Genomic DNA, 21,312 nt, shown 5'->3' on the forward strand with positions numbered 1-21,312 from the left:
TCACCCCGCGAAGGTGACGGCGGTCTTCCTGCGGGCGCGGTACGCGGCTGCCTTGATCTTGTTGCCGCAGGACTCCATGCCGCACCACTGGCGCCGTCCGCCGCGTGAGCGGTCGATGTAGACGCGGGTGCACTCGGCGTTTCCGCACTCCTTGAGCAGCGGTACGTCCGGGCCGCTCAGCAGCTCCACCGCGTGCCGGGCGACGGTGGACAGCGCCTCCCGCTGGGTTGCCGCCGTCCAGCGGCCGGCATGGGTCAACTGCGGTGCCGCGGGCGCCCTGCGGGCCGCATCGTTGACCACGGCCAGCGCCTCGTCGTCGAAGTCCGTGCCGAGGCGCCGGGCCGTGATCAGCCGGTAGACGGCCTCGCGCACGGTCGTCGCCCGCGCCACGTCGGCCTGCCGGGCGGGCGGGACGGAGTCGGCGATGCCGGACTCCAGGTACCACGCGTCCAGGCGGTCCGGTGTCGCGAACATGTCCCGTCGCGCCGTGCGGCGCGCCCGGAGCGTGGCTGCGAAGTCCAGGGCCGGGTTGCCGCACACAAAGACGTGATGAAGGTCCACGTCACCATCCTGACGGGTGACCGTGGTGGTCGCAAGGGCCGTCAGCCGCTACAACGGAGCCCTCCTTCCGCGGCGTTCAGCCGGAGCTCGCGGCCCGCCCAGCGCCGCCGCAGCCAGCGATCGTGGCCGGCCAGGACGATGGCGCCGGGGCCCGGGCCCAGCGCGGACTCCAACTCGTCGCACAGGCGCGGGGAGAGATGGTTCGTCGGCTCGTCGAGCAGCAGCAGCGCGGGAGGACGGGCCACCAGGAGCGCCAGTGCGAGCCGGCGGCGCTGCCCGACCGACAGCTGCCCGACCGGTTTGCCGAGGTCCGCCTCGTGCAGCAGCCCCAGCGTGCCCAGCGGAACCGCGTCGGCCCGCTCGGCGCCGAGGACGGACGCGTAGGTCTCCCGGGCGGTGCGGTCCGGGCGGTCGAAGACGGTGTCCTGGGCCAGCATCCCCACGGTGAGGCCCCGCCGTCGCCGCACCTCTCCGCCGGCTTCGAGCCGCCCGGCGAGAACGGCCAACAGGGTCGACTTTCCCGCCCCGTTGCCGCCGGTGACCAGCAGCCGCTCGGTCGCCGACACATCCAGGCGGTCGAGGGCGAGCCGGCCCGGCACGCGCACCCGGCGCAGGGAGACGAGGGTGCCCTCCGTGGACGGCTGCGCCAGTGGGGTGTGCCGCAGGTGCAGCACCTGCGGCGGTGCTGCGATCTGGTCGCGTTCGAGTTCCCGGAGCCTGCGGGTGGCGCTGCGCACCCGCCGTGAGATCTGGTGCTGTACGCGCCCGGAGCGGTGGCCGTAGCCCATCTTCTCGTTGTCGGGCCGCGCGCGGCCCGGTGCGACCAGATGGGCCGTGACCTCTGCCGAGCGGCGCAGCGACGCCAACTCCTGCTGCTCCTCGGCGTACCGCTGCAGCCAGCGCTCCCGCTCGGCACGCTTCTCCGCCAGGTAGGCGCTGTAGTTGCCGCCGTGGCGGACCGGGCCGTGCACCGCCGGGTCGAGGTCGACGACGTCGGTGCAGACGGCGTCGAGGAAGGCCCGGTCGTGGCTGGCCGCCACGACGACGCCGGGCAGGGCGCGCAGTTGGTCCTCCAGGAAGGCGGCGGCGCTGTCGTCGAGGTGGTTGGTCGGCTCGTCCAGCAGCAGGGCGGACGGCCTTCTCACCAGCAGCGCGGCCAGCGCGAGGCGTCCGCGCAGGCCGCCGGAGAGGGAGCCGAGGGTCCGCTCGTGCGGCAGTGCGCCGAGGCCGAGCCCGTCGAGCACGATCGCGGCGCGCCGGTCGGCGTCCCACACCTCGCGCTGCCGGGCGTGTTCGAGGCGCCGCGCGTAGGCGTCGAGCAGTTCCGCGTGGCCGGGAGCGTCCTCGGGGGTACGGGCCAGGTCCTGGGCGAGGCGGTCGAGTTGCGCGAGGGTCTCGCGCGCCTCGCGCAGGGCGTCGTCCAGGACGTCGGCGATCGTCGCCCCGGCGGCGTAGGGCATCTCCTGGTGCAGGAAGCCGAGGTCGGGCGGCCGGACGACGCTGCCCGAGTCGGGCTCGTCGGCACCGGCGAGGATGCGCAGCAACGTCGTCTTGCCGGCGCCGTTCTCGCCGATGAGTCCGATGCGGTGGCCGGGAGAGGCGGTGAGGCCGACTCCGTCGAGGACCTTGCGGGTGCCGAGGGTGCGGACGATGTCGTGGGCGAGCAGGGCGGGGTGAGGCATGATGATCCGTCCGACGTGATCGTTTCTGGGCCCACCGGGCGCGGTGCCTCGGGCGTGGGCGTGGCCGACGACGTCAGCGGTTCAGGCCTGCGGTGCTCCCGTCTCGGTCAGTTCGCCGTCGGCGACCCGCAGCCACCGGTCGACGCCGATCCGCTCGAGGAAGCGCGCATCGTGGCTGACCACCACGAACGCGCCGCGGTAGCACTTCAGGGCGCTCTCCAGCTGGCCCGCGCCGACCAGGTCGAGGTTGTTGGTCGGCTCGTCCAGCAGCAGCAGCTGCGGGGCCGGTTCGGCGCACAGGACGCAGGCCAGGGTGGCGCGCAGCCGTTCGCCGCCGGAGAGCACGCGCACGGGCAGGTGCGCCCGGGGGCCGCGGAACAGGAAGCGGGCGAGCAGGTTCATCCGCTCCGCCTCCGGCCGGTGCGGGGCGAACACCGCGAAGTTCTCGGCCACGGTGCGGTCGGGGTCGAGCAGGTCCAGGCGCTGCGACAGGGCGGCGATCCGCCCGTCGGCACGCTTGATGCTCCCGCCGTCCAGGGCGAGTTCACCGGTGAGCAGCCGCAGCACGGTGGTCTTGCCCGCACCGTTGGGGCCGGTGAGCGCGATGCGTTCGGGCCCGCGGATCGTGAGGTCGACGCCGTCCCCTGCGAACAGGTTCCGTTCGCCGCGGCGGACCTGCATCCGCTCGCCCAGGACGACGGTGCGTCCGGCGGGCACGTCGGTGTCGGGCAGTTCCAGGACGAGCCGCTGGTCGTCCCGCAGGGCGCGTCCCGCCTCGTCGAGCCGGGCCTGTGCCTCGTGGACGCGGCCGGCGTGCATCTGGCCCGCGCGGCCGGCGGATTCCTGGGCGCCGCGCTTCATGTTGCCGGCGAAGATGCGGGGCAGGCCGGCGTTCTTGAGGTTGCGGGCGGCGTTGCTCGCGCGGCGCTCGGCCCGTTCGCGGGCCTGCTGCATCTCGCGCTTCTCCCGCTTGAGCTCTTGTTCGGCGTTGCGCACGTTCTTCTCCGCAACCTCCTGCTCGGCCTGCACGGCCTCCTCGTACTGCGTGAAGTTGCCTCCGTACAGCCGCAGTTCACCGCGGTCGAGTTCGGCGATGCGCTCCATGCGGTCCAGCAGGGCCCGGTCGTGGCTCACGACCAGCAGGCTGCCGTTCCAGTCCGAGAGCACGTCGTGGAGCTTGTGGCGGGCTTCCAGGTCGAGGTTGTTGGTCGGCTCGTCCAGCAGCAGCACGTCGGGGCGCTTGAGCAGCTGTGCCGCCAGGCCGAGGCTGACGATCTGGCCGCCGCTGAGCGTGCCCAGGGTGCGGTCGAGGGCGAGATGGCCGAGGCCGAGCCGGTCGAGCTGGGCGCGGGTGCGCTCTTCGATGTCCCAGTCGTCGCCGATGGTGGTGAAGTGCTCCTCGCGCACGTCGCCGGACTCGACCGCGTCGATGGCGCGGATCACCGCGTCGACGCCCAGGACCTCGGCCACCGTCGGTTCGCCGGTCAGGGGGAGGGTCTGCGGGAGGTAGCCGACCGTGCCGTTGACGGTCAACGAGCCTGCTTTGGCGTGCAGTTCACCGGCGATGAGCTTGAGCAGGGTGCTCTTGCCGGAGCCGTTGGGCGCCACGAGGCCGGTATGGCCGGCGCCGAGGGTGAAGGACAGGCCTGCGAAGACGGGGGTGTCGTCGGGCCAGGAGAAGGACAGCTGGGAGCAGATGACGGAAACGTCGGACATGAGGATGACCTTGTGGGGAAAGAGGGCAGGTCGCTCCACCGGGAAACCGCAGTACGGAAAGACCGCTGGGTGAAGGGCGCTGCCGCTGAGACAGGGAAAAGGGACGTCGAGACGACCACGACGGCGGCGCTGTCGAAGGCGCGTCTGCCGGTGGCCGGTCAACTCCGGGTATCACCCGGAGATGTCGTCGTCACCCGCCATGTCTGTTCTCCTCCGCGGAAGATCGTTTGGTGCGGTTACCGTATCAGGCTCCACGCGGTCGTCCGCAAGCCCTTTTCCCCTCCGACGGTGCGGAGGGGAAAAGGGCGCTTCACAGCACCAGGTCCCACGCCATGCAGGCGAGGAGATTCCCTGCCCCGGAGGTGCCGGTGTCCCGCTCCGGGTCCCTCGGTGAGGCCGCCTTCACCTCGACCATGTCCTCGTAGGCGATCCGCTCGGGCAGTGCGCCGAACCACGCATGGCGCACTGCCGAGTTGCTGTCCTGCGTGCCGGGGTTCTGCATGCTCGGCCTCCTTGGTTGATGGCCCGTCAGAGACGGTCGGCGTCGGTGACGGCCCGGGCGAACGCCGCAGGTGCCTCCTGGGGCAGGTTGTGGCCGATACCCGTCAGGGTCCGGTGGTCGTACGGGCCCGTGAACCGGTCCCGGTACGCGGATCCGTCGCCGGGAAGCGTGAACGGGTCGCGCTCGGCGTCGAGCGTCACCGTCGGCACGGTGATGACCGGCCGGGCGGCGAGCCGCTTCTCGTACGGCTCGTAGCGCCGTTCGCCCTCGGCGAGGCTCAGCCGCCAGCGGTAATTGTGGATCACGATGGCGGCGTAGTCGGGGTTCTCGAAGGCGGCGGCCGTGCGCTCGAAGGTGGCGTCGTCGAAGTCCCACGTCGGGGACACGGTGTCCCAGACCAGCCGCGTCAGGTCGTGCCGCTTGTCCTTGTCCTCCATGGCGATCCGGCCCCGCTCCGTGGCGAAGTAGAACTGGTACCACCAGGTGTGCTCGGCCGCCGGCGCGAGCGGCCGGAGGTTCGCCTCGCGATCGGTGACGAGGTAACCGCCCACCGACACCAGGGCCTTGCAGCGCTCGGGCCACAGCGCCGCGATGATGCCGGCGGTCCGGGCTCCCCAGTCGAATCCGGCGAGCACCGCCTTCTCCAGCCCCAGCGCGTCCATCAGGGCGATGATGTCGAGGGCGACGGCCGACTGCTGCCCGTTGCGGAAGGCCCGGGGCGAGACGAAGCGCGTCGTGCCGTGGCCGCGCAGATAGGGGACGATCACCCGGTGGCCCTCTGCCGCCAGCAGAGGCGCGGCCTCGGCGAAGCTGTGGATGTCGTACGGCCAGCCGTGCAGGCAGATCACCGGCGGCCCGTGCGCCGGCCCCACCTCGGCGTAGCCGGTCTCCAGCAGACCGGCCCTGACCGTCTTGAGCGGGGGGAACGCGCTGCGCCTGCGCGGTACGGCCGCGGACGCGGCATGCGCCGGCCCCGACGCCCCTGCCAGTGCCGCGGCGACCGCGCCGCCGGCACCCAGGCCGAACGCCTTGCCGACTGTACGCCTGTTGATCACGTGAAGCCCTCCGTGCGTCTCGAAGTGCCGGACTGCGACCGGTCGTGCCGTGCAGGAGATCCCCCGCGCACCGGGGTCCCGAAGGCCGCCGGGTGCGTGCCAGTCGACTGTGGCACAGCATACGTCACCGGTCAAACAGGTGATGCATGTCAACTCTCCGCATGTCATGGGTGCTTGACCGCAACACCGTTCCGCCGTGCATGATGAAGCGTCAGCGGAATTACCCCCTCGACGAAGGAGACCTGCCGGCATGGCCGTCGTGCACCGCACCACCCTCACGCCCACCAAGGACGAACTGCTCACCGCCTGGCTGCCCACCCGGCCCTGGTACCGCTCCGGCACCGGCGCACCGCAGCTGGAAAGGGCGGGCGGCTTCCGGCTGGACGACCCGAAGGGCGAGGTCGGCATCGAGTTCATGGTGGTGACCGACACGGCCGGCGCGGAGCCGGTCACCTACCTGGTGCCGCTCTCCTACCGCGGCGCCCCGCTGGAGGGCGCGGAGGACGCACTCGTCGGGACGATGGACCACGGCGTACTGGGCAAGCGCTGGGCCTACGACGGCTGTCACGACCCGGTGCTCGTCGCCGAGCTGCTCGCCCTCGTCGAGGGCCGGGCCCGGCCGCAGGACCAGAACCTCAGCAACACCCCCGACCCCGACGTCGCCTCCGCGTACACCGGCGACGCCCCGGTCCCGGCGGACTTCGCCACCGTCACCGAGGTCCCGGACGCCACCGAACTCGCCTCCGCCGCCCACGGCGTGATCCTCCGCCTGCACCGCATCCTGCGCCCCGGCCCGGACACCCTCCCGCAGGGCGCCACCGGACACGTCACGTCCTGGTGGCGGCTCCCGGACGGCACCAACCGGGCCCGCGGCCTCTTCGCCGTCCTCGGCGCGCCCACGGAGTGACGCACGTCACCGGCGGCGATGTCACAGTCCCGGGCCCGCGCGGAGTCCGAACAGTGAACCGGCCCCCTCAGGGGGCGGCAGGCACGAGGAGGGACGCGGCATGGAAACCGTGACGGTACGACGTGTCATCGCAGCACCGATCGCCGACGTATTCGACTGGTGCGCCGTCAGCACCAACTACACCCGCACCCCGTTCGTCCTCAGGGCGCGCCTGGCCCGGCCGGGCGCGGACGCGCCCTACGGAACGGGCGCCGTCCGGCTGCACACGTGGCTGATCGGCTGGTTCCGTGAGCGGATCACCGCCTACGACCCGCCGTACACCTTCGACTACGCCGTCGAACGCAGCTTCCCGCCGGCCCGGCACGAGTTCGGCCGCATGACCTTCACCGAAGTCGACGGGGGCACGCTCGTGGTCTGGACGACCACGTCCGAGGTCCGCCTGCCCTTCTTCGGCGCGGCCGTCACGCGCCTGTTCGCCAAGCCTGTCATCTCGCACGTCTTCGGCGCGATCCTCGACGCCGCCGACGAATCCCTCACCGGCCGACGTCCTGCCGGCCGGCCAGGGCGGTAAGAGTGGCGTCGAGGCCGGCGGACCGGGACCGGTTGCAGGGGAGCCGGGCGAGGACACGGGCCATGCCGCAGGTGTCGGTGAGGGCCGAGAAGACCAGGCCGCCCGCGATCGCCCCGGACAGCAGACGCGCCTTCGGCCGACGGCGCCCGGCGAGCAGCCCGCACAGGACGAGCGAACCGGCGGCGAGGCGGACCTGGCGCTCCATGGCCCAGACGGCGCGGGCGCCCTCGGTGCGGTCGACGTCGTAACCGCACTCGGCCCACGCGGCGGTGCCGCCGGAGAGCGTGGCGGCGGCGACACCGTGCGCGGCCAGGCGCCTGCACGCCTGGGCCGAACGGTCGCCGCCTGCACAGACGACGAGGAGGCCGCCGCGCAGATCGGCGCGCTGCAGGGCGTGCACGGCCCGGTCGAGGTGGTCGAGGGGGACGTTGTGGGCCCCGGGCAGATGGCCGGAGGCGTACTCGCCAGGGGTGCGCACGTCGATGACGGTCAGCTCGTGCAGGCGGACGCGGGCCTGCTCCGGGGTGAGGACGGCACTGATGGTCACGGTCTTCCCCTTCCCCCGGCCGAGGAGTTGAACCGGTCAGGTCAGCGCATCGACGAGCATGAAGCCCGCAACGGCCAGCAGGACGACGGCGAATGCGCGCCGCAGCCGGGTGCCGGAGACCTTGGCGGACAGGCGCTTTCCGTCCCAGGCGGCCAGCACCGCCGCCCCGGTGAACGGTCCGATCACCGCCCAGTCCAGCCCGGCGGAGGCGGCGCCGCGCAGGGTCAGGGAGGCCAGCGAGTTGGTCGTGATGACCAGCAGGCTGGTCCCGACGGCGGCCTGCATCTCGAACCCCATGACGGTCACCAGCGTCGGTACGACGAGGAAGCCGCCGCCCACGCCGAGCAGCCCGGTCAGGGCGCCGAGCCCCGCCCCGGCCAGGCCGGCCCTGGCCGGCTGCACCGCCTCGGCGTCCCGTGGCAGTTCCGGGCCGGCGGGCCGCAGCATCCTGACGGCCGCGAGCGCGGCGACGGCGGCGAAGGCGCCGGTCAGCACCGGCTGCGGCAGCCGGCCCGCGGCCGCCCCGGCGGCCGCCGCCGGCACCAGCCCGGCCGCCGCGAACAACGCCCCTGCCTTCCAGCGGACGTTGCCGGCCCGGGCATGGGCGTACAGGGCGGTCGCCGAGGTGGCCGTGACGATCAGCAGGCTGGCGGTGGTGGCCGTCCCCGGCGCGAAGCCGAGCAGGTAGATCAGCGCGGGAACGGCCAGCACACTGCCGCCCCCGCCCAGCGCCCCGAGCGCCAGACCGACCACGGCACCGGCGGCCAGGGCCAGGATCAGCGCGCTCATGCCGTGAGCGGGCCGACGAGGACGAGGCCCGCCCCGGCGGCGGTGCCGAAGTCGTCGTCGACGGCGACCACTTCACGGCCGGCGGCGTCGAGCAGCGATGCGGCGATCGCCGCGCGCATGCCGGCCGAGCAGTGCACCCACACCACCCCCTCCGGGACCTCGCCGAGACGCTCGCGCAGGTGGTGGAGCGGGATGTGCACCGCCCCGTCGACGAAACCGCCGCCGCGCTCGGACGCGCGTCGCACGTCCAGCACGACCACGTCCTCACCGCGCCGCCGCGCCCCGGCGAGATCGGCGAACCGGGCACGCGGGAAGGAACGGAGACGTTCCTGCGCACGGATCCAGGTACGCGGGTCTCCCGTGGCGGCGGCCGCCGGGCGGTCGATGCCCACCCGGACCAACTCCCGCTGCGCGGCGGCTATCCGCTCCGGTGTGTCCGCGAGCAGGGTGACCGGCCTGCCCCACGGGATCAGCCAGGCCAGGTAGGTGGCGAGCCGGCCGTCGCCCTCGAAGTTGAACGATCCGGCGACATGGCCCGCGGCGAACGCCGCACGGTGGCGCAGGTCCACCACCCATTCGCCGCCGGCCAGCCGGGCCGCGATGGCGGCGGCGTCCGCAGGCCGCGGAGGGGTGAGGTCGACCGGCGCGGGGCCTGCGGCGTTCACCGGTCCCATATGCGCGTAATAGGCGGGCACATCGTCCAGCCCGGCCAGCAACTCGGCGACGAAGACGTCCACTTCCTTGGTCAGCGCATCGTTCCTGCGGCGCTCCGCACCGATCGTGGTCGCCTCCCCCCGGGCCTGCGCGCCGGAGCCGGAGCAGAAGCTGCCGAAGCCGTGCGTGGGCAGCACCTGCACGGCGTCGTCCAGCTCCCGCGCCAGGCGGCGGGCGGAGGCGTGCTGGGCGCGGGCCAGCTGCCCGGTCAGGCGCGGTTCGACCAGGTCCGGCCGCCCCACCGTGCCGATCAGCAGCGAACCGCCGGTGAACGCCACCGTGGCCCGGCCGTTCTCCTCCAGGACGTAGGAGAGATGGTGCGGGGTGTGGCCCGGGGTGGCGACCGCCCGCAGGGCCAGGCCCTCGTCCACGGGCACGGTGTCGCCGTCCGCGACCGGCACCCGCTCGAAGGCGACCGACGCCCCGGCCGGCACCGCATAGTGCGCACCGGTGAGACGCGCCAGCTCCAGGCCGCCGGAGACGTAGTCGTTGTGCACGTGGGTCTCCACCACGGCGACGAGGCGCACCCCGCGCCGGGCGGCCGCCGCGACGACCTGGTCGACGTCCCTCGGCGGATACACCGCCACCGCGGTACGGGGCCCGCCGGCCAGGTAGCTGCGGTTGCCCAGTCCTTCGAACTCCAGGGTGTCGACGAAGAACACGGCCTCGACTCCTTCCGGTTGCCTGTCTCCACAGGTGGGTGCACCCACCCTTACCGAACATATCTTCGGGGGTATGGTGTCCGGCAGTGGCACCAGGGCCTGTCCGATGGGTCAGCACAGGCCCTGGGGAAGGAGCCGGATCGTGATCCACATGACCGAGACCCTGGCCGTTCAGACCGTCGAGGGCTTCCTCGACCCCGACGAGACCGCCCGGCTCACCGCGATGCTGGACGAACACCTGCTGGCCACCGGCTGGGCACCGGCGCGCCCCAGCGAGGGCATCACCCCGCCCGAGGACGTCCAGGCGCTCCTGGAGAAGGCGATGAAGCGGGCCCTGCCCGCCGTCCGCCGGGTCTTTCCGTCGGCGGCCCGGGTCGCGCCGTGGCTGTACCACGACCTCAAACCGGGCGACAAGATCCGTCCGCACGTCCACGGGGTGGGGGACCCGGAAGCACGCCCGCAGATGATCGCGCGTGTGGCGTTCAACCTCCAGGACGCGGACAGCGGAGGCGAGTTCTACCTCGACACCTGTTCCTCCGACGCCGTGTGGTCCGACCGCACCGCGGGACCGGAGAGCGGGTTCGCGCCGGAGGCGCGCTTCGTGCACGAGATCACGGCGCGTACGGGACCGGTCGACCTCAATGACATTCCGCGGACGCGGTGGATCTGCATGCCGCCCGCCGGCACCACCGTCGTCTACGGCAGCCAGCTCGTCCACGGGGTGCGGCCCGTCCTTGCGGGACGGGTCCGCAAGCTCATCACCAATCTGCTGGCGGAGAGTTGAGCAGGGTCTTCAAGGCGGACAGCCCGCGATTGAGCTGGGCGACGGCCGCGTCGGGACTGCCGAGGAGGGTCCCCGACGGCAGTCTGCGCAGCCATGCGCGGGCTTCTTCCGCCGCGTCCTCGCCGAAGCCGAGCACGGCACGGTAGTACCCGCCGACGTACGGGCCCTGGTTGGCCGGGTTCCCGGTGAAGGGCTGCAGGGTCGTTCCCGGGGGAGCGGGCGGAAGCATCGTGCCGTTCTCCACCGGAAGTTCGAGCGCGATCCGCTCGGGCCGGGGCGATGGGAGGGGCCGGCCGAATACGGCTGCGACATGGGCGACATGCGGATCGCACCGCGTCGCTACCCAGCTCATGTTGGACACGCCGCCGAAGCGGCCGTTCACTTCGAGGAGGCGCAGCTGTCCGTCGCGGTCCACGGCGAGGTCGATCTGCCAGGGGCCCTCCGGCCCGGACGCGGCCACGATGTCCCGGACCGTGGCGGCGAGTTGCGTCATCGCCCGACGGGGAAGGAGCGCCGGTGCCACGCGCATGCGCCGCCCCGGCGCGCAGTCGCCGTCCAGCGTGTCGAGCGAGGCGACGGGCCAGATGAGAGTCCTGCGCGAGGGGAGCGTGAGGAGCTCGACCGCGAATTCCTCTCCCTCGACGGCCTGTTGGACGAGGGCGGGGTACACCACCTCACGGCAGACCCCGTCGAGAGCCCCCTCGGCGGACACATGGTGCCGTCCGGCGTGGAACTCGCTGCGGGCCTCCTTGACCAGCACCGGGAGGCCGAGCGCGGCGACGGCGGCCCGCAGCGCACCCGGATCGTCGCAGATCGTCCCGCGGGGGACGGGCCAGTGCCGCGCCTCCGCGGTCCGGTGGAATGCCACCTTGTCGCTGGCCAGCACGGCGAACTCCTCCGAGTGCACCGGCACCTTGCGGCCCGCCGCCCGTCGGCGGGCCCCGACGCGGGCGTAGACGGGAAGCATCTGCTCCTGACCGAGCCGGCCCATGTTGGGGATCGCGACATCGGCGCCGCAGTCGTCGAGGAGCGTCTCGAGACCCTGCTCGGTGAGGCGGTCCGGGAGTCTCCCGCAGGTGACGTCCGGCCCCAGGAACGAGGCCAGGTCGGCGAACCCCAGGACGACGACATCGGCGCCCGCTCGCCGCAGCGGTGGAACCAGTCGGTCCGCACGGAACTCGCCCAGGACTACGACCCGCATTCCGTACCCCTTCCGCCTCGGTCCTCGCCGGCCCAGCGTGCCAGGGTCCGGCGCCGGTCCGCCCGGAGGACGCCCCCGTCCGTGGTCCGTGCCGCCCACGCGATGTGACCGTCAGGGCGGATCAGGACCTCGCTCACCCCGGCGAGGGCGGGGTGCTCCTCGTACGCGGCGGCGGTCACCGCACGGACCCTGGGGTGCACGGGAGCCGGTGCGCTGCGGGCGGTGCGGGGGAGGTGCAGCAGGACGAAGCGGCCGTCGTGCAGAAGCTCGTACACGCGCGTCGCTTCCAGGCCCGTGGCGGTCAGCCCGGCGTCCGGCATGCGCTGCCCGGTCAGCGGATCGGCCTCCGGATCGGCGGACGGATAGACGGTGTCGAGGGCGGAGATCCGTCCGGCGAGGTACCGGTTGACGTCCTGCAGGCCCAGCAGCGTGTCCATCAGTTCGCACAGGAGGGTCGCCGATTCCCGGTACCGCTCGACCAGGGGCAGCTCCACCAGCAGGGTCTGGGCCCTGGTGAGCGTGGTGACGGACCGGCCGGCCGGGTGGCGCTCGTCGTGGTAGGAGTCAAGCAGCCCCGGCGGTGCCCAGCCCCGGACGGCGGCCGCGAGCTTCCAGCCGAGGTTCATCGCGTCCTGCAGCCCGGTGTTGAGCCCCTGGGCGCCGACGGGAAAGTGGACGTGCGCGGCGTCGCCCGCCACCAGCACCCGGCCGCACCGGTAACGGTCCGCGAGACGCGTGGCGTTGCCGAACCGGGACAGCCACCGCGGCCGGCCGATACCGCAGTCGGTGCCGCAGACCCGGACCAGCGAGGCCCGGAACTCCTCGGGCGTCACGGGCACGGTGGAGGGCACCCTGATCCGCAGCGGGTCCATGATCACGAACCGGGTCAGGCCGTGCTCCAGCCGTGCCACGAGCACGCCGTGCTGCCGGGCCCGGCCGATCCCGGCGTGGTCCGCGACGGCGAAGTCGCCCACCACCGCGGTCATCGACTCGTCCGTGCCCGGAAAGCCGATGCCGGCCGCCTGCCGCACGAGGCTCCGCCCGCCGTCGCACCCGACCGCGTACCCGGCACGGACGGTGACCGGGCCGCCGGGGCCGCGCAGGTCCACCTCGACGCCGGAAGCGTCCTGCCGCAGGGCCACGGCCTCGTATCCGCGGTGGACGGACACGCCCAGTTCCGCGGCCCGTTCCTCCAGCAGGGTCTCGGTACGGGCCTGGGACAGCAGCAGGGCGTACGGGTGCCGGGTGTCCAGCCCGGCGAAGTCGAGACGCGTGCCGAGGGAGGCGGCGAACTGCCAGCCGGGCACCGTCCGGCCGGCGGCCAGGAAGCGGCCGGCCAGGCCGCGTTGGTCCATCAGCTCCATGCTGCGCGGGTGCAGGTTCAGGGCCCGGGAGTCGCGGTGGGGCGCAGGGCGTTTCTCGACGACCTGCGTGCGTATGCCGGCCAGCGCCAGTTCGCAGGCGAGCAGCAGACCGGTCGGGCCGGCGCCGACGACGACCACCTCGGGGTGCACGCCGGGCGGCGGGCAGGGAGCGATGCTCGGCAGAGTCATGGCCGCATCCTGCCCGCGAGGGAACGCAGGCGACCCCCGTCTCTGGCGGCGGACCGGTGCCGGTGCTCCACTGCGACCATGCCCCCTGTGCCCCCGGCTCCCTGGCTGCTCGCCACCCCGCGCGCCGTCCTGTACGCCGAGCATCTGTGGCCGCTGCCCGCCGCCGCCCGACCCCGGACCGGACCCGGGCAGTTCGCCCGCCTCGCGCGCACGGCGGACGATGTGCTCCGCCACGCGCCCGCCGGCTGTGTCCTCGTCGGGGCCCTCCCGTTCGACGAACGCACGGCGGCGGTAGTGGCGTTGGCGCACCTGAGACGCAGACCGCGCCCTCCGGCGAGCTGTTGTGCGCCTTGTCCTGCCGCCGCGGGGCTCCCGGGCGACCCCGGATACCTCGGAGCGGTCAGTGCGGCGATCGACCGGTGCCGGGACCGTACCGTGCAGAAGGTCGTCCTGGCGCGCAGCCTGCTGGTTCCCGGCCCCACCCCGGACGACGCCCCCGCCCTGGTCGGCCGCCTGCTGCGGCAGCAGCCCGACGCGTACGTCTTCTGCGTCGACCTGGCACCGGCCGGGGTGCTGATCGGGGCCTCACCCGAGCTCCTGCTCTCCCGCACCGGGGACCGGCTGCTCCTCAACCCCCTGGCCGGCAGCGCTCCGCGCCACGCCGACCCGGACCGGGACGCCGCAGCCGCACGCGCCCTGCTCGGCTCGCCGAAGGACCGGGGCGAACACGGCATCGTCGTCACGGAGCTCCGACGTCAACTCGGTCCTTTGTGCGTGGAATTGGATATACCGGCCCGGCCCTCGCTCAAGGCCACCGGCCAGTTGTGGCACCTGTCCACGACGATCCGCGCCCGGCTCCGCCGGCCCGCCCCCAGCGCCCTCGGCCTCGCCGCCCTCCTGCACCCCACCCCTGCGGTGTGCGGAGCGCCGCGCAACGCCGCCCGGCGCCTCATCGAGGCGCTGGAAGCCGGGCCGCGGCGCTACTACACCGGCCTGGTGGGGTGGACGGACCGGCACGGGGACGGGCAATGGGTCATCGCCCTGCGCTGCGGGGAGCTCTCGCCGCAGGGACTCCTCCTGCACGCCGGGGCGGGCATCCTTGCCGCATCGGACCCCGAGGCCGAACTCGCCGAGACGGATGCCAAACTCGCCACGTTGCTGGGGGCGCTGGCGCCGATCTGAGGCTTGTCCGGTGGATCGGTGCGGGGGCCTCGTTCCTCCACGGACAAGTCCTGGCGCGATCCCCGAAACCGGGTGACCCGCTCCTGGCTCCCTGGCGCCCTGTCGGCCCGCAGGCTCGGAAACACGGCTGTGACCTGCAGAATCGGGGAATTGCAACGGGAGTACCAGGGCCAATGGCGGTGGCGGTCCTGGTCTTGCGGAGGATGCGCGGTGCGGAGTCGGAGGCCTAACGTGCGGTATGTCCCCAGATGTCGCATCAAGCAGGCACATATAGCACTGCATCGCACCCGAAGGATGGCCGTATGCACCTCGTCGAACCAGTCTCGCAACCGTCGGGCCTCGCCTTCTGCTCCGGATACGCCCTGGACGCGGGAGCCCAGCTGGTCTTCCTCAGCCTGATCACGCCGGAACGGCACGGCCGGGTGGCGGTGTCGAGCCACGGCCAGATGCATGCTTGCCTCGACAACCTCGACGCCGCAATGGATTTGGTGGACGACGGTGCCGCTCCGGTGAAACTCAACTACTTTGCGACCGAGGGCCGCGAGATCGCCGTGGCGGGACAGGCATGGGACGAACGCTACGGTCGGCAGCTGGCCGCAGCCTGGCTCGAAGGACCCGCAACTCCCGTGTACGGGGCCCGGATCACCATGGACCTGTGGGCAGTGGCGCCTCCCGCTGCCGCGCCGCAGGGACTGCGCCGGGTATGGGGCGACGGACCGGTGCCGGTGGCGACCGTGGCCGACAGCGCGGTGACCCTGCACACCTTCACCGTCTCCGCCGAGAGCCCGGGCCACGAGGACGGCGCGGTCCAGGACATGACGCAGTGCCTGGACGAACTCGACCGCCGCCTCTCGGCCCTGCTCACCTCGCCGGCCGGCCTGGCGAAGCTGGTCGTGTACGTGCGCGACGCACGGTCCTGGCCGGCCCTGCGCGACCTCGTGATCGCCCGCTACGGCCGGGACTGCCCCGCGCTCAGCCCGGTCGTGGTGGCCAAGACAAGCCATCCCGAACGCTGGGTGGAGCTCGCGGCGTGGGTCGCGACGGACCACGGCGTCCGACCGGGCCCGGAGCTGAATGCGGGGACGGTCGACCTGCGGGGGCGGATCCTGGCTTCGGCCGGCACCGGCTCGATCCCGATCTTCATCGGCGGTACGGCCGAGGAGATGTACGCCGGCTATGCACCTCCGTCCACCATCGAGGAGCACACGCACATCTCCCTGCGCAATCAGATCGCCATCCTCGAGGCGGCCGGAACCTCCCTCGATCACGTCTTCAAGTCGACGTGGTACCTGTCCGACCTGCGGGAACGCGCCGGCGTCGAAGCCGTCGCCCGCGAGTACTTCGGCCGCGACCTGCCCGCCCCCACCTTCGTGGAGATCTCCCGCTTCGCCCCGGTGGGTGCCAGGCTGGAGCCGGACCTGTGGGCTCGCATCCCCGACTGAACGGGCCACGGTTGGGTGCTCGCAGCGGCCGTGATGCGGGTGGCGCAGACCCCGTGGGCCTTGCGCTCGGGGGCCCGGCCGTGTCGGCGGCGGGGGCGGCGCTCTGCTGCAGTGCGGTGCGGTGGGGTTCGAGCGGGGCGGTGATCCGGAGCGAGTGGCCTTGGCCGCGGCGGATGGTCCGTCCGGAGGCGAGCGCCTGGCGGACGGTCTCGTCGCCGATGGTGGCGAGGTGGTCGGCGAGCCCGCCGCTGCGGTCCATGCCCCGGTGTGGGCCGGCCGGGTGGCTCTGTCGATATCTGTCCGTGCTCGGCCCGGTGGAACGGCTGGACGGGGGCTCGAGGTGGTGCGCTGGAGGTGTCCAGAGAGAGCTTCCTTCGGAATTCGGATCGGACGGTGTGGCGTATGCCCACGGACCTCCTTGCCAAGCCCCTGACCGGCCGCGTGGCGGTGGTCACCGGCGCCTCCAGCGGTATCGGTGAGGCCTCGGCCGAGCACTTGGCGCGCCTGGGTGCCCGGGTCGCCGTGCTGGCCCGGCGCGCGGATCGACTGGACGGGCTGGTCGCCCGGATCGAGCGCGGCGGCGGCACCGCTCTGGCGCTGGCCGTCGATGTGACCGATGCCGCGGCGGTACGCGCGGCCGCCGGCCGGGTGGCGGCCGAACTGGGCACCGCCGACCTGGTGTTCAACAACGCGGGGGTCGGGCTGCCCGCCCCGATCGAGGCGGCCGTCGATCAGTGGCAGCGGGAGATCGATGTCAACATCACCGGGCTGATGAACGTCATCGGGGCGTTCACCCCGCAGTTGGTGAAGGCCGCCGCCGAGGGCGCGGTGGCCGATCTGATCAACACCTCCTCGATCGCGGCGCAGAACATCTACCCCCACTTCGCCGTCTACTCCGCCACCAAGGCGTACGTGAGCCACCTCTCACGTCATCTGCGGGCGGAGCTGGGCGCGAAGAAGGTACGGGTGTCGGCGCTGGAGCCGGGCATCGTCGACACCGAGATTCAGAGCCATGTGACGGACGAGGCGGCGCTGCAGTGGCTGGCGAGCACCAAGGAGACGATGGAGTACCTCACGCCGCAGGACATCGCCGAGACCATCGGTTTCCTGGCCGCGCTGCCGGCGCGGGTGAACCTCCAGCAGGTCACGATCATGCCTACCGGGCAGCCCAGCTGACCCGCTGAGCGGGGAGATCACGGGGCCCGGGCCGGCAGCGGTCCGGGCCCCGGGTATGGGGATGCCGTCAACGATCCCGTCAGGAGCCCCAGATGGGCCGACGGCTACTCGGCGGCCGTGATGCGGGTGGCGTAGACCCGAGGCCCCCAGAGCCATGATCAATCTCAGCGCCAACCACGGTTCCGTTGATCCCCGAGGTCGAACTCCTGTGCCGCGCACGTCACTTCGCCGCCACATCGTCGCGCGGCGGTCGATGGTCTGGTGTTCGGATCGAATCGAAAGTGTGATTTGACTGTCGGTCACGGAATTTCGGCACAGCCCCGTGCGACTCTCCTCCCGCAGGAGCACAGACAACCCCAAGGGGGGCCCATTGAATGTGGAGATAACCCGCGGCAGGCCGCTCGCCCGGCTGCTGGCCGTGCTGCTCGCACTGACGCTCGGACTGGGAGCCGGCCTCGCCGCCCCCAGCCACGCCAGGGCCGACACGGCCGACGGCCGCATCACCAACGCGACGATGACCGTCACGCACGCCGGCCCTGAGCAGGCGCAGGATTACGTCAGGTTCATCCGGGAGGTGCAGGACCGGGCCGGCCACTACTGGGCCAGTCGAATCCAGGAGACGCAGCACAACAGAGCCGCGCTGCTGCGTGCCGACATCGACTACGCAGGGCAGCGGCTGCAGCTGTGGATCACACCCGACAACATGTACCTGCGCGGCTTCACCAACGCCGTCGGCGAGACCTTCGCCTTCAACGATTATCCGCTCGAAGCGGAGATGCAGGCGTTCGTGAACCGCCACTCCCCGGACGTCGGCCTGCTGCCGAGGGGGCGTTTCAGGACGCTCCCGTACGCATCCACCTACGGCGCAATCGCCCATGCCGCCGGGCGTAATCGGGAGGACACTCCGCTGACCCACCAGAACCTGGTGGGCTCGACGGTCAACCTGCTGGAGCCGAGAAACCCCGACGCGAACACCGCCAGGGCGCTCCTCTTCTTCATCCAGTTCGTCCCGGAGGCCGCACGCTTCCGCCTCGTGGCGGAAGACATCGGCCGGGACATCGTGGGCGACAACACGGCCTCGCACCGCTCGTTCGCCGTCCGGAAGACGCCCTCAGACCCAGCGCCGTTGCCGCTAGACCAGCGTGTCGATGTGCCCGCTGCACGCCGCCCGGATCACCCGGAGGCGCGAGAGCGCGACGCGGTGCTTCACGGCATCGAACTCCGGCGCGTCGACCGCGGCCATGACGGCCGTTTCGAGACTCCTTATCGCCGGACCCGGCAGGACGAACGTACCCTGGAGATGGAATCCCGTCTCTATCCGGTTGCGCAGAACCACGTGCAGCGTGTCCCAGGACCGGCGCGCGCCCGGCCGCAGGCTGCGTCTCTCGTCCGGCCCCGCGGCATCCCGGATCTCCTCCAGCGAGCGGATCACGTCCTGGGCGCGCCGGTGGAGTTCGGTCGACAGCTTCCGCACCCGGGCGAAGATCTTCAGTGAGGCCGCCGTTCCGGCCACCAGCAGCGTCGTGCTGGCGGCGAACATGGAGGGCCGGTACGTATGGGCCGTGTGGCTGCTGGATGTCAGCAGGAGCAGCCCGCCCAGTCCGCACCACAGGGCGAAGACCCGCGCACCGGCCGCCCGTACCAGTCGGCCCCGCAGGCGGTGCAGCGGGAAGTCGGTCGGCTCCGCCAGCCCGGCACCGGAGAAGTTGAACGCCCAGACGCCGAACAGGGAGAAGGCCGCCAGCGTCTGGTCGGTGGTGCCCGCGCACAGCACCGCGACCGTCGCCACGACGGCGAAGAGCACGCCGACCACGACGACCGGAAGAGAAGTGAGGCGCCAGCGCCACGCGGCGGGCAGTGCTGCCAACCAAGGGCGGGTCAAGAGTTGCTGCCGCATGGTCAAAAACCGCAGGCGTTCGAGCAGAAGAGTCATTCGGATCCGGTCCTTCCTTACCGGACCGGATTCCTACCAGATCGGACCGTCATCGCGGCAACGCCCCTTCGTTGCCGTCGGGGCTGGACAGGGGGCGGGTCGGGCGGGGACCATCTGTCGGTCGCGCATGGCTACATGGGCTCTGATCTGGGCAAAGTTGTCATGTAGCGTTCACGTCGCGTTCACCCCGCCATCGGAGAGTACGGAGCACTCACATGTCAGCTTCCCCACGCCGCCGTTGGCCGGCAGCCGGGACGTTCAGAGTGGCTGCGGCGGCCGCCGCAGCCGCAGCGCTGGCCTTCGCCGGTCCCGGAGCGTCGCCCGCGTCCGCACACGACACGCACGCGAACGGCCCGAAGAAGCCGGGCCATGTGTGGACGATCATCCTGGAGAACAAGTCCTACGAGGCCGCGTTCACCGGACTGAACCAGAACAGCTACCTGTGGAAGACCCTGCCCAGCTACGGGGAATTGCTGCGGCAGTACTACGGCACCGGCCACTACAGCCTCGACAACTACATCAGTGCCGTCTCCGGCCAGTCCCCGGCCCCCGACAACATGGACGACTGCCCGCAGTACAAGGACGTCACCCCGGGCACGCCGGCCGCCGACGGGCAGACCCTCGCCTCGCACGGATGCGTCTACCCGCAGCGGGTCAAGACCCTGTTCAACCAGCTCGACGACCACCGCATCCCGTGGAAGGTCTACGCCCAGGACATGGGCAACGACGACAAGCGCGAAATGCCCTACCAGTGCGGCATTCCCGGCAACCCGGCCGGATCCGGCGTGCCCGACCCCGGCGGCGCCACGCCGAAGGACCAGTACGTGGCCAAGCACAACCCGGCCGTCTGGTTCCACTCGGTGATCGACAACCCGAAGGACTGCGCCCGCGTCGCCCCGCTGGACGGCAGGCCCGCGCAGGCCGGGCACCGGGCCGTGAGCGGACTGGCGCAGGACCTGAAGAAGGAGTCCACCACTCCGCGCTTCAACTGGATCACGCCCAACAACTGTTCCGACGCCCACGACGCCACGTGCAAGGGCGACAACCTCTCCGGCGACCCGAAGAGCCACCAGGGCGGCCTGTACGCCGCGGACAAGTTCCTGGAGAAGGTCGTCCCGCAGATCATGTCCTCGCCGGCCTTCCAGCGCGACGGCATGATCCAGATCATCTTCGACGAGGCGGTCCCGCCCTACAAGATGTACGGCGACTCCATCGGCGACTACACCGGCAACAGCGACCCCAAGCTCAACGTGCCCACCGACACCGCCCAGTCGATCGTGGCCTGCTGCAACGAGCTGCCCGGTCCCAACACCGCCCAGCCCGGTCACCAGCTGTACGGTCAGGACACCACGCCCGGCGGCGGCATCACCGGCTCGGTCGTCATCTCCCGCTTCGTCAAGCCCGGTTCGATCAGCGACCAGCCGTACAACCACTACAGCTGGCTGCGCAGCATGGAGGATCTCTTCGGCATCCGCCACGGCGGCACCGACGGGCACGGACACCTCGGCTACGCCGCGGCCGACGGGCTGCGGCCCTTCGGCGCCGACGTCTACAACAACCCTTCCGGCCGCGCCCTGCCGCCCGCACTCTCGGGCAGCATCGTCTACCCGGCCGTCGCGAGGGCCGGCGAACCGGAGCACCCGATCGTGAACCCGTCCCCGGCCGGGAGCACTCCGAAGCGATGAACACCCCGCGCTGCACGGCGCCGAGCCGGGCGGGCCTCGGCCTGCCCGGCCTCCGCCGCCTCACCCGTACGATCGGCCGTCTCGCGCTGGCGGCGGCCGTCCTCACCGCCGCGACCGGCTGCGGCGGCGGTCACGCCTCGTCCTCCCGGACCGCCGACGACGGCTCCCGCACCGTCCGCGACCTGGGCGCCGTCCCGATCCCCTCGCCGCCGACCGCCCAGGCCACGCCCACCGCCGGCGAGAAGCACCTGCAACTGGTCGCCGTGGGATCACCCGTCCGTGCCGAACTCCCCGAAGCCACCGCGGTGGTCCGCGCGTCCGGCCCCACGGAGGACCTCCCCACCCCCATCCCCGGCAGCAGGCCCCCCGAGCGCGTCACCGGCACCCTCACCGTCACGCTTGACCAGGCCACGGCACCGCTCACCGTCCAGGCCGGGGACTTCAGTTCGCGCGACGAGGACGGCAGGGACATCGCCCTGACCCCGGCCGGAGCAGGGACCGTCACCGCCGCCCCCGGGCACCCGGCCACCCTCGCGCTCAACGGCACCTTCGAAGCGGGCTCCGCGCAGTTGACCTGGCGGCACGACGGAAAGACCGTGGCCGTCTGGGACTTCAGCATCGAACTCGACTGAGGACTCGGCTGAGGACCC

19 protein-coding genes are annotated in these 21,312 nt (G+C 72.2%); 9 read left to right on the forward strand and 10 right to left on the reverse strand.

Annotation, left to right across the window (positions count from 1 at the left end; genetic code table 11):
* The 5 genes from ACLHRZ_RS03730 to ACLHRZ_RS03750 all read right to left on the reverse strand — a co-directional run bounded on the left by ACLHRZ_RS03730 (position 1) and on the right by ACLHRZ_RS03750 (position 5,516).
* A complete protein-coding gene (locus tag ACLHRZ_RS03730; protein WP_490416759.1) occupies positions 1-561 on the reverse strand; it encodes a CGNR zinc finger domain-containing protein in 561 nt (186 codons plus the stop codon).
* A gap of 41 nt (positions 562-602) precedes the next feature.
* Positions 603-2,243 (reverse strand): ABC-F family ATP-binding cassette domain-containing protein, encoded by a 1,641-nt coding sequence (locus tag ACLHRZ_RS03735; RefSeq protein ID WP_490416760.1) that lies wholly within the window; start codon positions 2,241-2,243, stop codon positions 603-605.
* A gap of 81 nt (positions 2,244-2,324) precedes the next feature.
* Positions 2,325-3,959 carry an ABC-F family ATP-binding cassette domain-containing protein gene (locus ACLHRZ_RS03740; RefSeq protein WP_490416761.1) on the reverse strand — a complete coding sequence of 545 codons (1,635 nt, stop codon included), beginning with the start codon at positions 3,957-3,959 and terminating at the stop codon, positions 2,325-2,327.
* A 310-nt stretch (positions 3,960-4,269) separates the two neighbouring features.
* On the reverse strand, positions 4,270-4,461 hold the full coding sequence (locus ACLHRZ_RS03745; protein ID WP_490416762.1) for a hypothetical protein: 192 nt from the start codon (positions 4,459-4,461) through the stop codon (positions 4,270-4,272).
* Positions 4,462-4,487: 26 nt separating this feature from the next.
* On the reverse strand, positions 4,488-5,516 hold the full coding sequence (locus tag ACLHRZ_RS03750; RefSeq protein ID WP_490416763.1) for an alpha/beta fold hydrolase: 1,029 nt from the start codon (positions 5,514-5,516) through the stop codon (positions 4,488-4,490).
* 250 nt (positions 5,517-5,766) lie between these two features.
* On the opposite strand from ACLHRZ_RS03750, the gene ACLHRZ_RS03755 reads away from it, so the two are divergent.
* The gene (locus ACLHRZ_RS03755; protein ID WP_490416764.1) at positions 5,767-6,423 is read left to right on the forward strand and encodes a maltokinase N-terminal cap-like domain-containing protein; all 657 of its coding nucleotides are present in this window, start codon (positions 5,767-5,769) and stop codon (positions 6,421-6,423) included.
* Positions 6,424-6,523: 100 nt separating this feature from the next.
* Positions 6,524-6,994, forward strand: coding sequence for an SRPBCC family protein (locus ACLHRZ_RS03760; protein WP_490416765.1), 471 nt, complete (start codon positions 6,524-6,526; stop codon positions 6,992-6,994).
* Here ACLHRZ_RS03760 and ACLHRZ_RS03765 read toward each other — a convergent pair.
* Genes ACLHRZ_RS03765 through ACLHRZ_RS03775 form a run of 3 tightly spaced genes read right to left on the reverse strand, consistent with a single transcriptional unit; the run spans position 6,957 to position 9,706 of the window.
* Entirely contained in the window at positions 6,957-7,541 is a 585-nt protein-coding gene (locus tag ACLHRZ_RS03765) for a rhodanese-like domain-containing protein (RefSeq protein ID WP_490416766.1), read from the reverse strand. The genes ACLHRZ_RS03760 and ACLHRZ_RS03765 overlap by 38 nt on opposite strands.
* Positions 7,542-7,577: 36 nt before the next feature.
* A complete protein-coding gene (locus ACLHRZ_RS03770; RefSeq protein ID WP_490416767.1) occupies positions 7,578-8,330 on the reverse strand; it encodes a sulfite exporter TauE/SafE family protein in 753 nt (250 codons plus the stop codon).
* The gene (locus ACLHRZ_RS03775; RefSeq protein ID WP_490416768.1) at positions 8,327-9,706 is read right to left on the reverse strand and encodes a rhodanese-like domain-containing protein; all 1,380 of its coding nucleotides are present in this window, start codon (positions 9,704-9,706) and stop codon (positions 8,327-8,329) included. Before ACLHRZ_RS03775 ends, ACLHRZ_RS03770 begins: the two co-directional genes overlap by 4 nt.
* A 142-nt stretch (positions 9,707-9,848) precedes the next feature.
* Between ACLHRZ_RS03775 and ACLHRZ_RS03780 the strand changes: the two genes are divergently transcribed.
* A complete protein-coding gene (locus ACLHRZ_RS03780; RefSeq protein ID WP_490416769.1) occupies positions 9,849-10,490 on the forward strand; it encodes a hypothetical protein in 642 nt (213 codons plus the stop codon).
* Here ACLHRZ_RS03780 and ACLHRZ_RS03785 read toward each other — a convergent pair.
* Both ACLHRZ_RS03785 and ACLHRZ_RS03790 read right to left on the reverse strand, forming a co-directional pair.
* Positions 10,465-11,691, reverse strand: a complete 1,227-nt coding sequence (locus ACLHRZ_RS03785; protein WP_490416770.1) for an ATP-grasp domain-containing protein — start codon at positions 11,689-11,691, stop codon at positions 10,465-10,467. The genes ACLHRZ_RS03780 and ACLHRZ_RS03785 overlap by 26 nt on opposite strands.
* Positions 11,679-13,244: an FAD-dependent monooxygenase gene (locus ACLHRZ_RS03790; RefSeq protein WP_490416771.1), complete on the reverse strand. Its 1,566-nt coding sequence runs from the start codon at positions 13,242-13,244 to the stop codon at positions 11,679-11,681. The genes ACLHRZ_RS03785 and ACLHRZ_RS03790 overlap by 13 nt, the downstream gene beginning before the upstream one ends.
* 78 nt (positions 13,245-13,322) lie before the next feature.
* Here ACLHRZ_RS03790 and ACLHRZ_RS03795 point away from each other — a divergent pair, with 78 nt between their 5' ends.
* From ACLHRZ_RS03795 to ACLHRZ_RS03820, 6 genes are all read left to right on the forward strand, one after another.
* Complete coding sequence (locus tag ACLHRZ_RS03795) at positions 13,323-14,426, forward strand: isochorismate synthase (RefSeq protein ID WP_490416772.1); 1,104 nt, start codon at positions 13,323-13,325, stop codon at positions 14,424-14,426.
* A 302-nt stretch (positions 14,427-14,728) separates the two neighbouring features.
* Positions 14,729-15,868, forward strand: a complete 1,140-nt coding sequence (locus ACLHRZ_RS03800) for a Rid family hydrolase (protein WP_490416773.1) — start codon at positions 14,729-14,731, stop codon at positions 15,866-15,868.
* A gap of 402 nt (positions 15,869-16,270) precedes the next feature.
* Positions 16,271-17,044 carry an SDR family oxidoreductase gene (locus tag ACLHRZ_RS03805; RefSeq protein ID WP_490416774.1) on the forward strand — a complete coding sequence of 258 codons (774 nt, stop codon included), beginning with the start codon at positions 16,271-16,273 and terminating at the stop codon, positions 17,042-17,044.
* A 376-nt stretch (positions 17,045-17,420) separates the two neighbouring features.
* Positions 17,421-18,539 (forward strand): ribosome-inactivating family protein, encoded by a 1,119-nt coding sequence (locus tag ACLHRZ_RS03810; protein WP_490416775.1) that lies wholly within the window; start codon positions 17,421-17,423, stop codon positions 18,537-18,539.
* 653 nt (positions 18,540-19,192) lie between these two features.
* Positions 19,193-20,662 carry an alkaline phosphatase family protein gene (locus ACLHRZ_RS03815; RefSeq protein WP_490416776.1) on the forward strand — a complete coding sequence of 490 codons (1,470 nt, stop codon included), beginning with the start codon at positions 19,193-19,195 and terminating at the stop codon, positions 20,660-20,662.
* Positions 20,659-21,294 carry a hypothetical protein gene (locus ACLHRZ_RS03820; protein WP_490416777.1) on the forward strand — a complete coding sequence of 212 codons (636 nt, stop codon included), beginning with the start codon at positions 20,659-20,661 and terminating at the stop codon, positions 21,292-21,294. Before ACLHRZ_RS03815 ends, ACLHRZ_RS03820 begins: the two co-directional genes overlap by 4 nt.
* Positions 21,295-21,312 lie beyond the last annotated feature (18 nt).

It is taken from the genome of Streptomyces sp. AM25, assembly GCF_058146165.1.

What these genes read in the sequence shown, in the direction of transcription:
- ACLHRZ_RS03735 (WP_490416760.1), bottom strand. Translation starts at nt 2,243, where the DNA reads ATGCCTCACCCCGCCCTGCTCGCCCACGACATCGTCCGCACCCTCGGC.
- ACLHRZ_RS03740 (WP_490416761.1), bottom strand. Translation starts at nt 3,959, where the DNA reads ATGTCCGACGTTTCCGTCATCTGCTCCCAGCTGTCCTTCTCCTGGCCC.
- ACLHRZ_RS03745 (WP_490416762.1), bottom strand. Translation starts at nt 4,461, where the DNA reads ATGCAGAACCCCGGCACGCAGGACAGCAACTCGGCAGTGCGCCATGCG.
- ACLHRZ_RS03755 (WP_490416764.1), top strand. Translation starts at nt 5,767, where the DNA reads ATGGCCGTCGTGCACCGCACCACCCTCACGCCCACCAAGGACGAACTG.
- ACLHRZ_RS03760 (WP_490416765.1), top strand. Translation starts at nt 6,524, where the DNA reads ATGGAAACCGTGACGGTACGACGTGTCATCGCAGCACCGATCGCCGAC.
- ACLHRZ_RS03770 (WP_490416767.1), bottom strand. Translation starts at nt 8,330, where the DNA reads ATGAGCGCGCTGATCCTGGCCCTGGCCGCCGGTGCCGTGGTCGGTCTG.
- ACLHRZ_RS03785 (WP_490416770.1), bottom strand. Translation starts at nt 11,691, where the DNA reads ATGCGGGTCGTAGTCCTGGGCGAGTTCCGTGCGGACCGACTGGTTCCA.
- ACLHRZ_RS03790 (WP_490416771.1), bottom strand. Translation starts at nt 13,244, where the DNA reads ATGACTCTGCCGAGCATCGCTCCCTGCCCGCCGCCCGGCGTGCACCCC.
- ACLHRZ_RS03795 (WP_490416772.1), top strand. Translation starts at nt 13,323, where the DNA reads ATGCCCCCTGTGCCCCCGGCTCCCTGGCTGCTCGCCACCCCGCGCGCC.
- ACLHRZ_RS03800 (WP_490416773.1), top strand. Translation starts at nt 14,729, where the DNA reads ATGCACCTCGTCGAACCAGTCTCGCAACCGTCGGGCCTCGCCTTCTGC.
- ACLHRZ_RS03805 (WP_490416774.1), top strand. Translation starts at nt 16,271, where the DNA reads ATGCCCACGGACCTCCTTGCCAAGCCCCTGACCGGCCGCGTGGCGGTG.
- ACLHRZ_RS03815 (WP_490416776.1), top strand. Translation starts at nt 19,193, where the DNA reads ATGTCAGCTTCCCCACGCCGCCGTTGGCCGGCAGCCGGGACGTTCAGA.
- ACLHRZ_RS03820 (WP_490416777.1), top strand. Translation starts at nt 20,659, where the DNA reads ATGAACACCCCGCGCTGCACGGCGCCGAGCCGGGCGGGCCTCGGCCTG.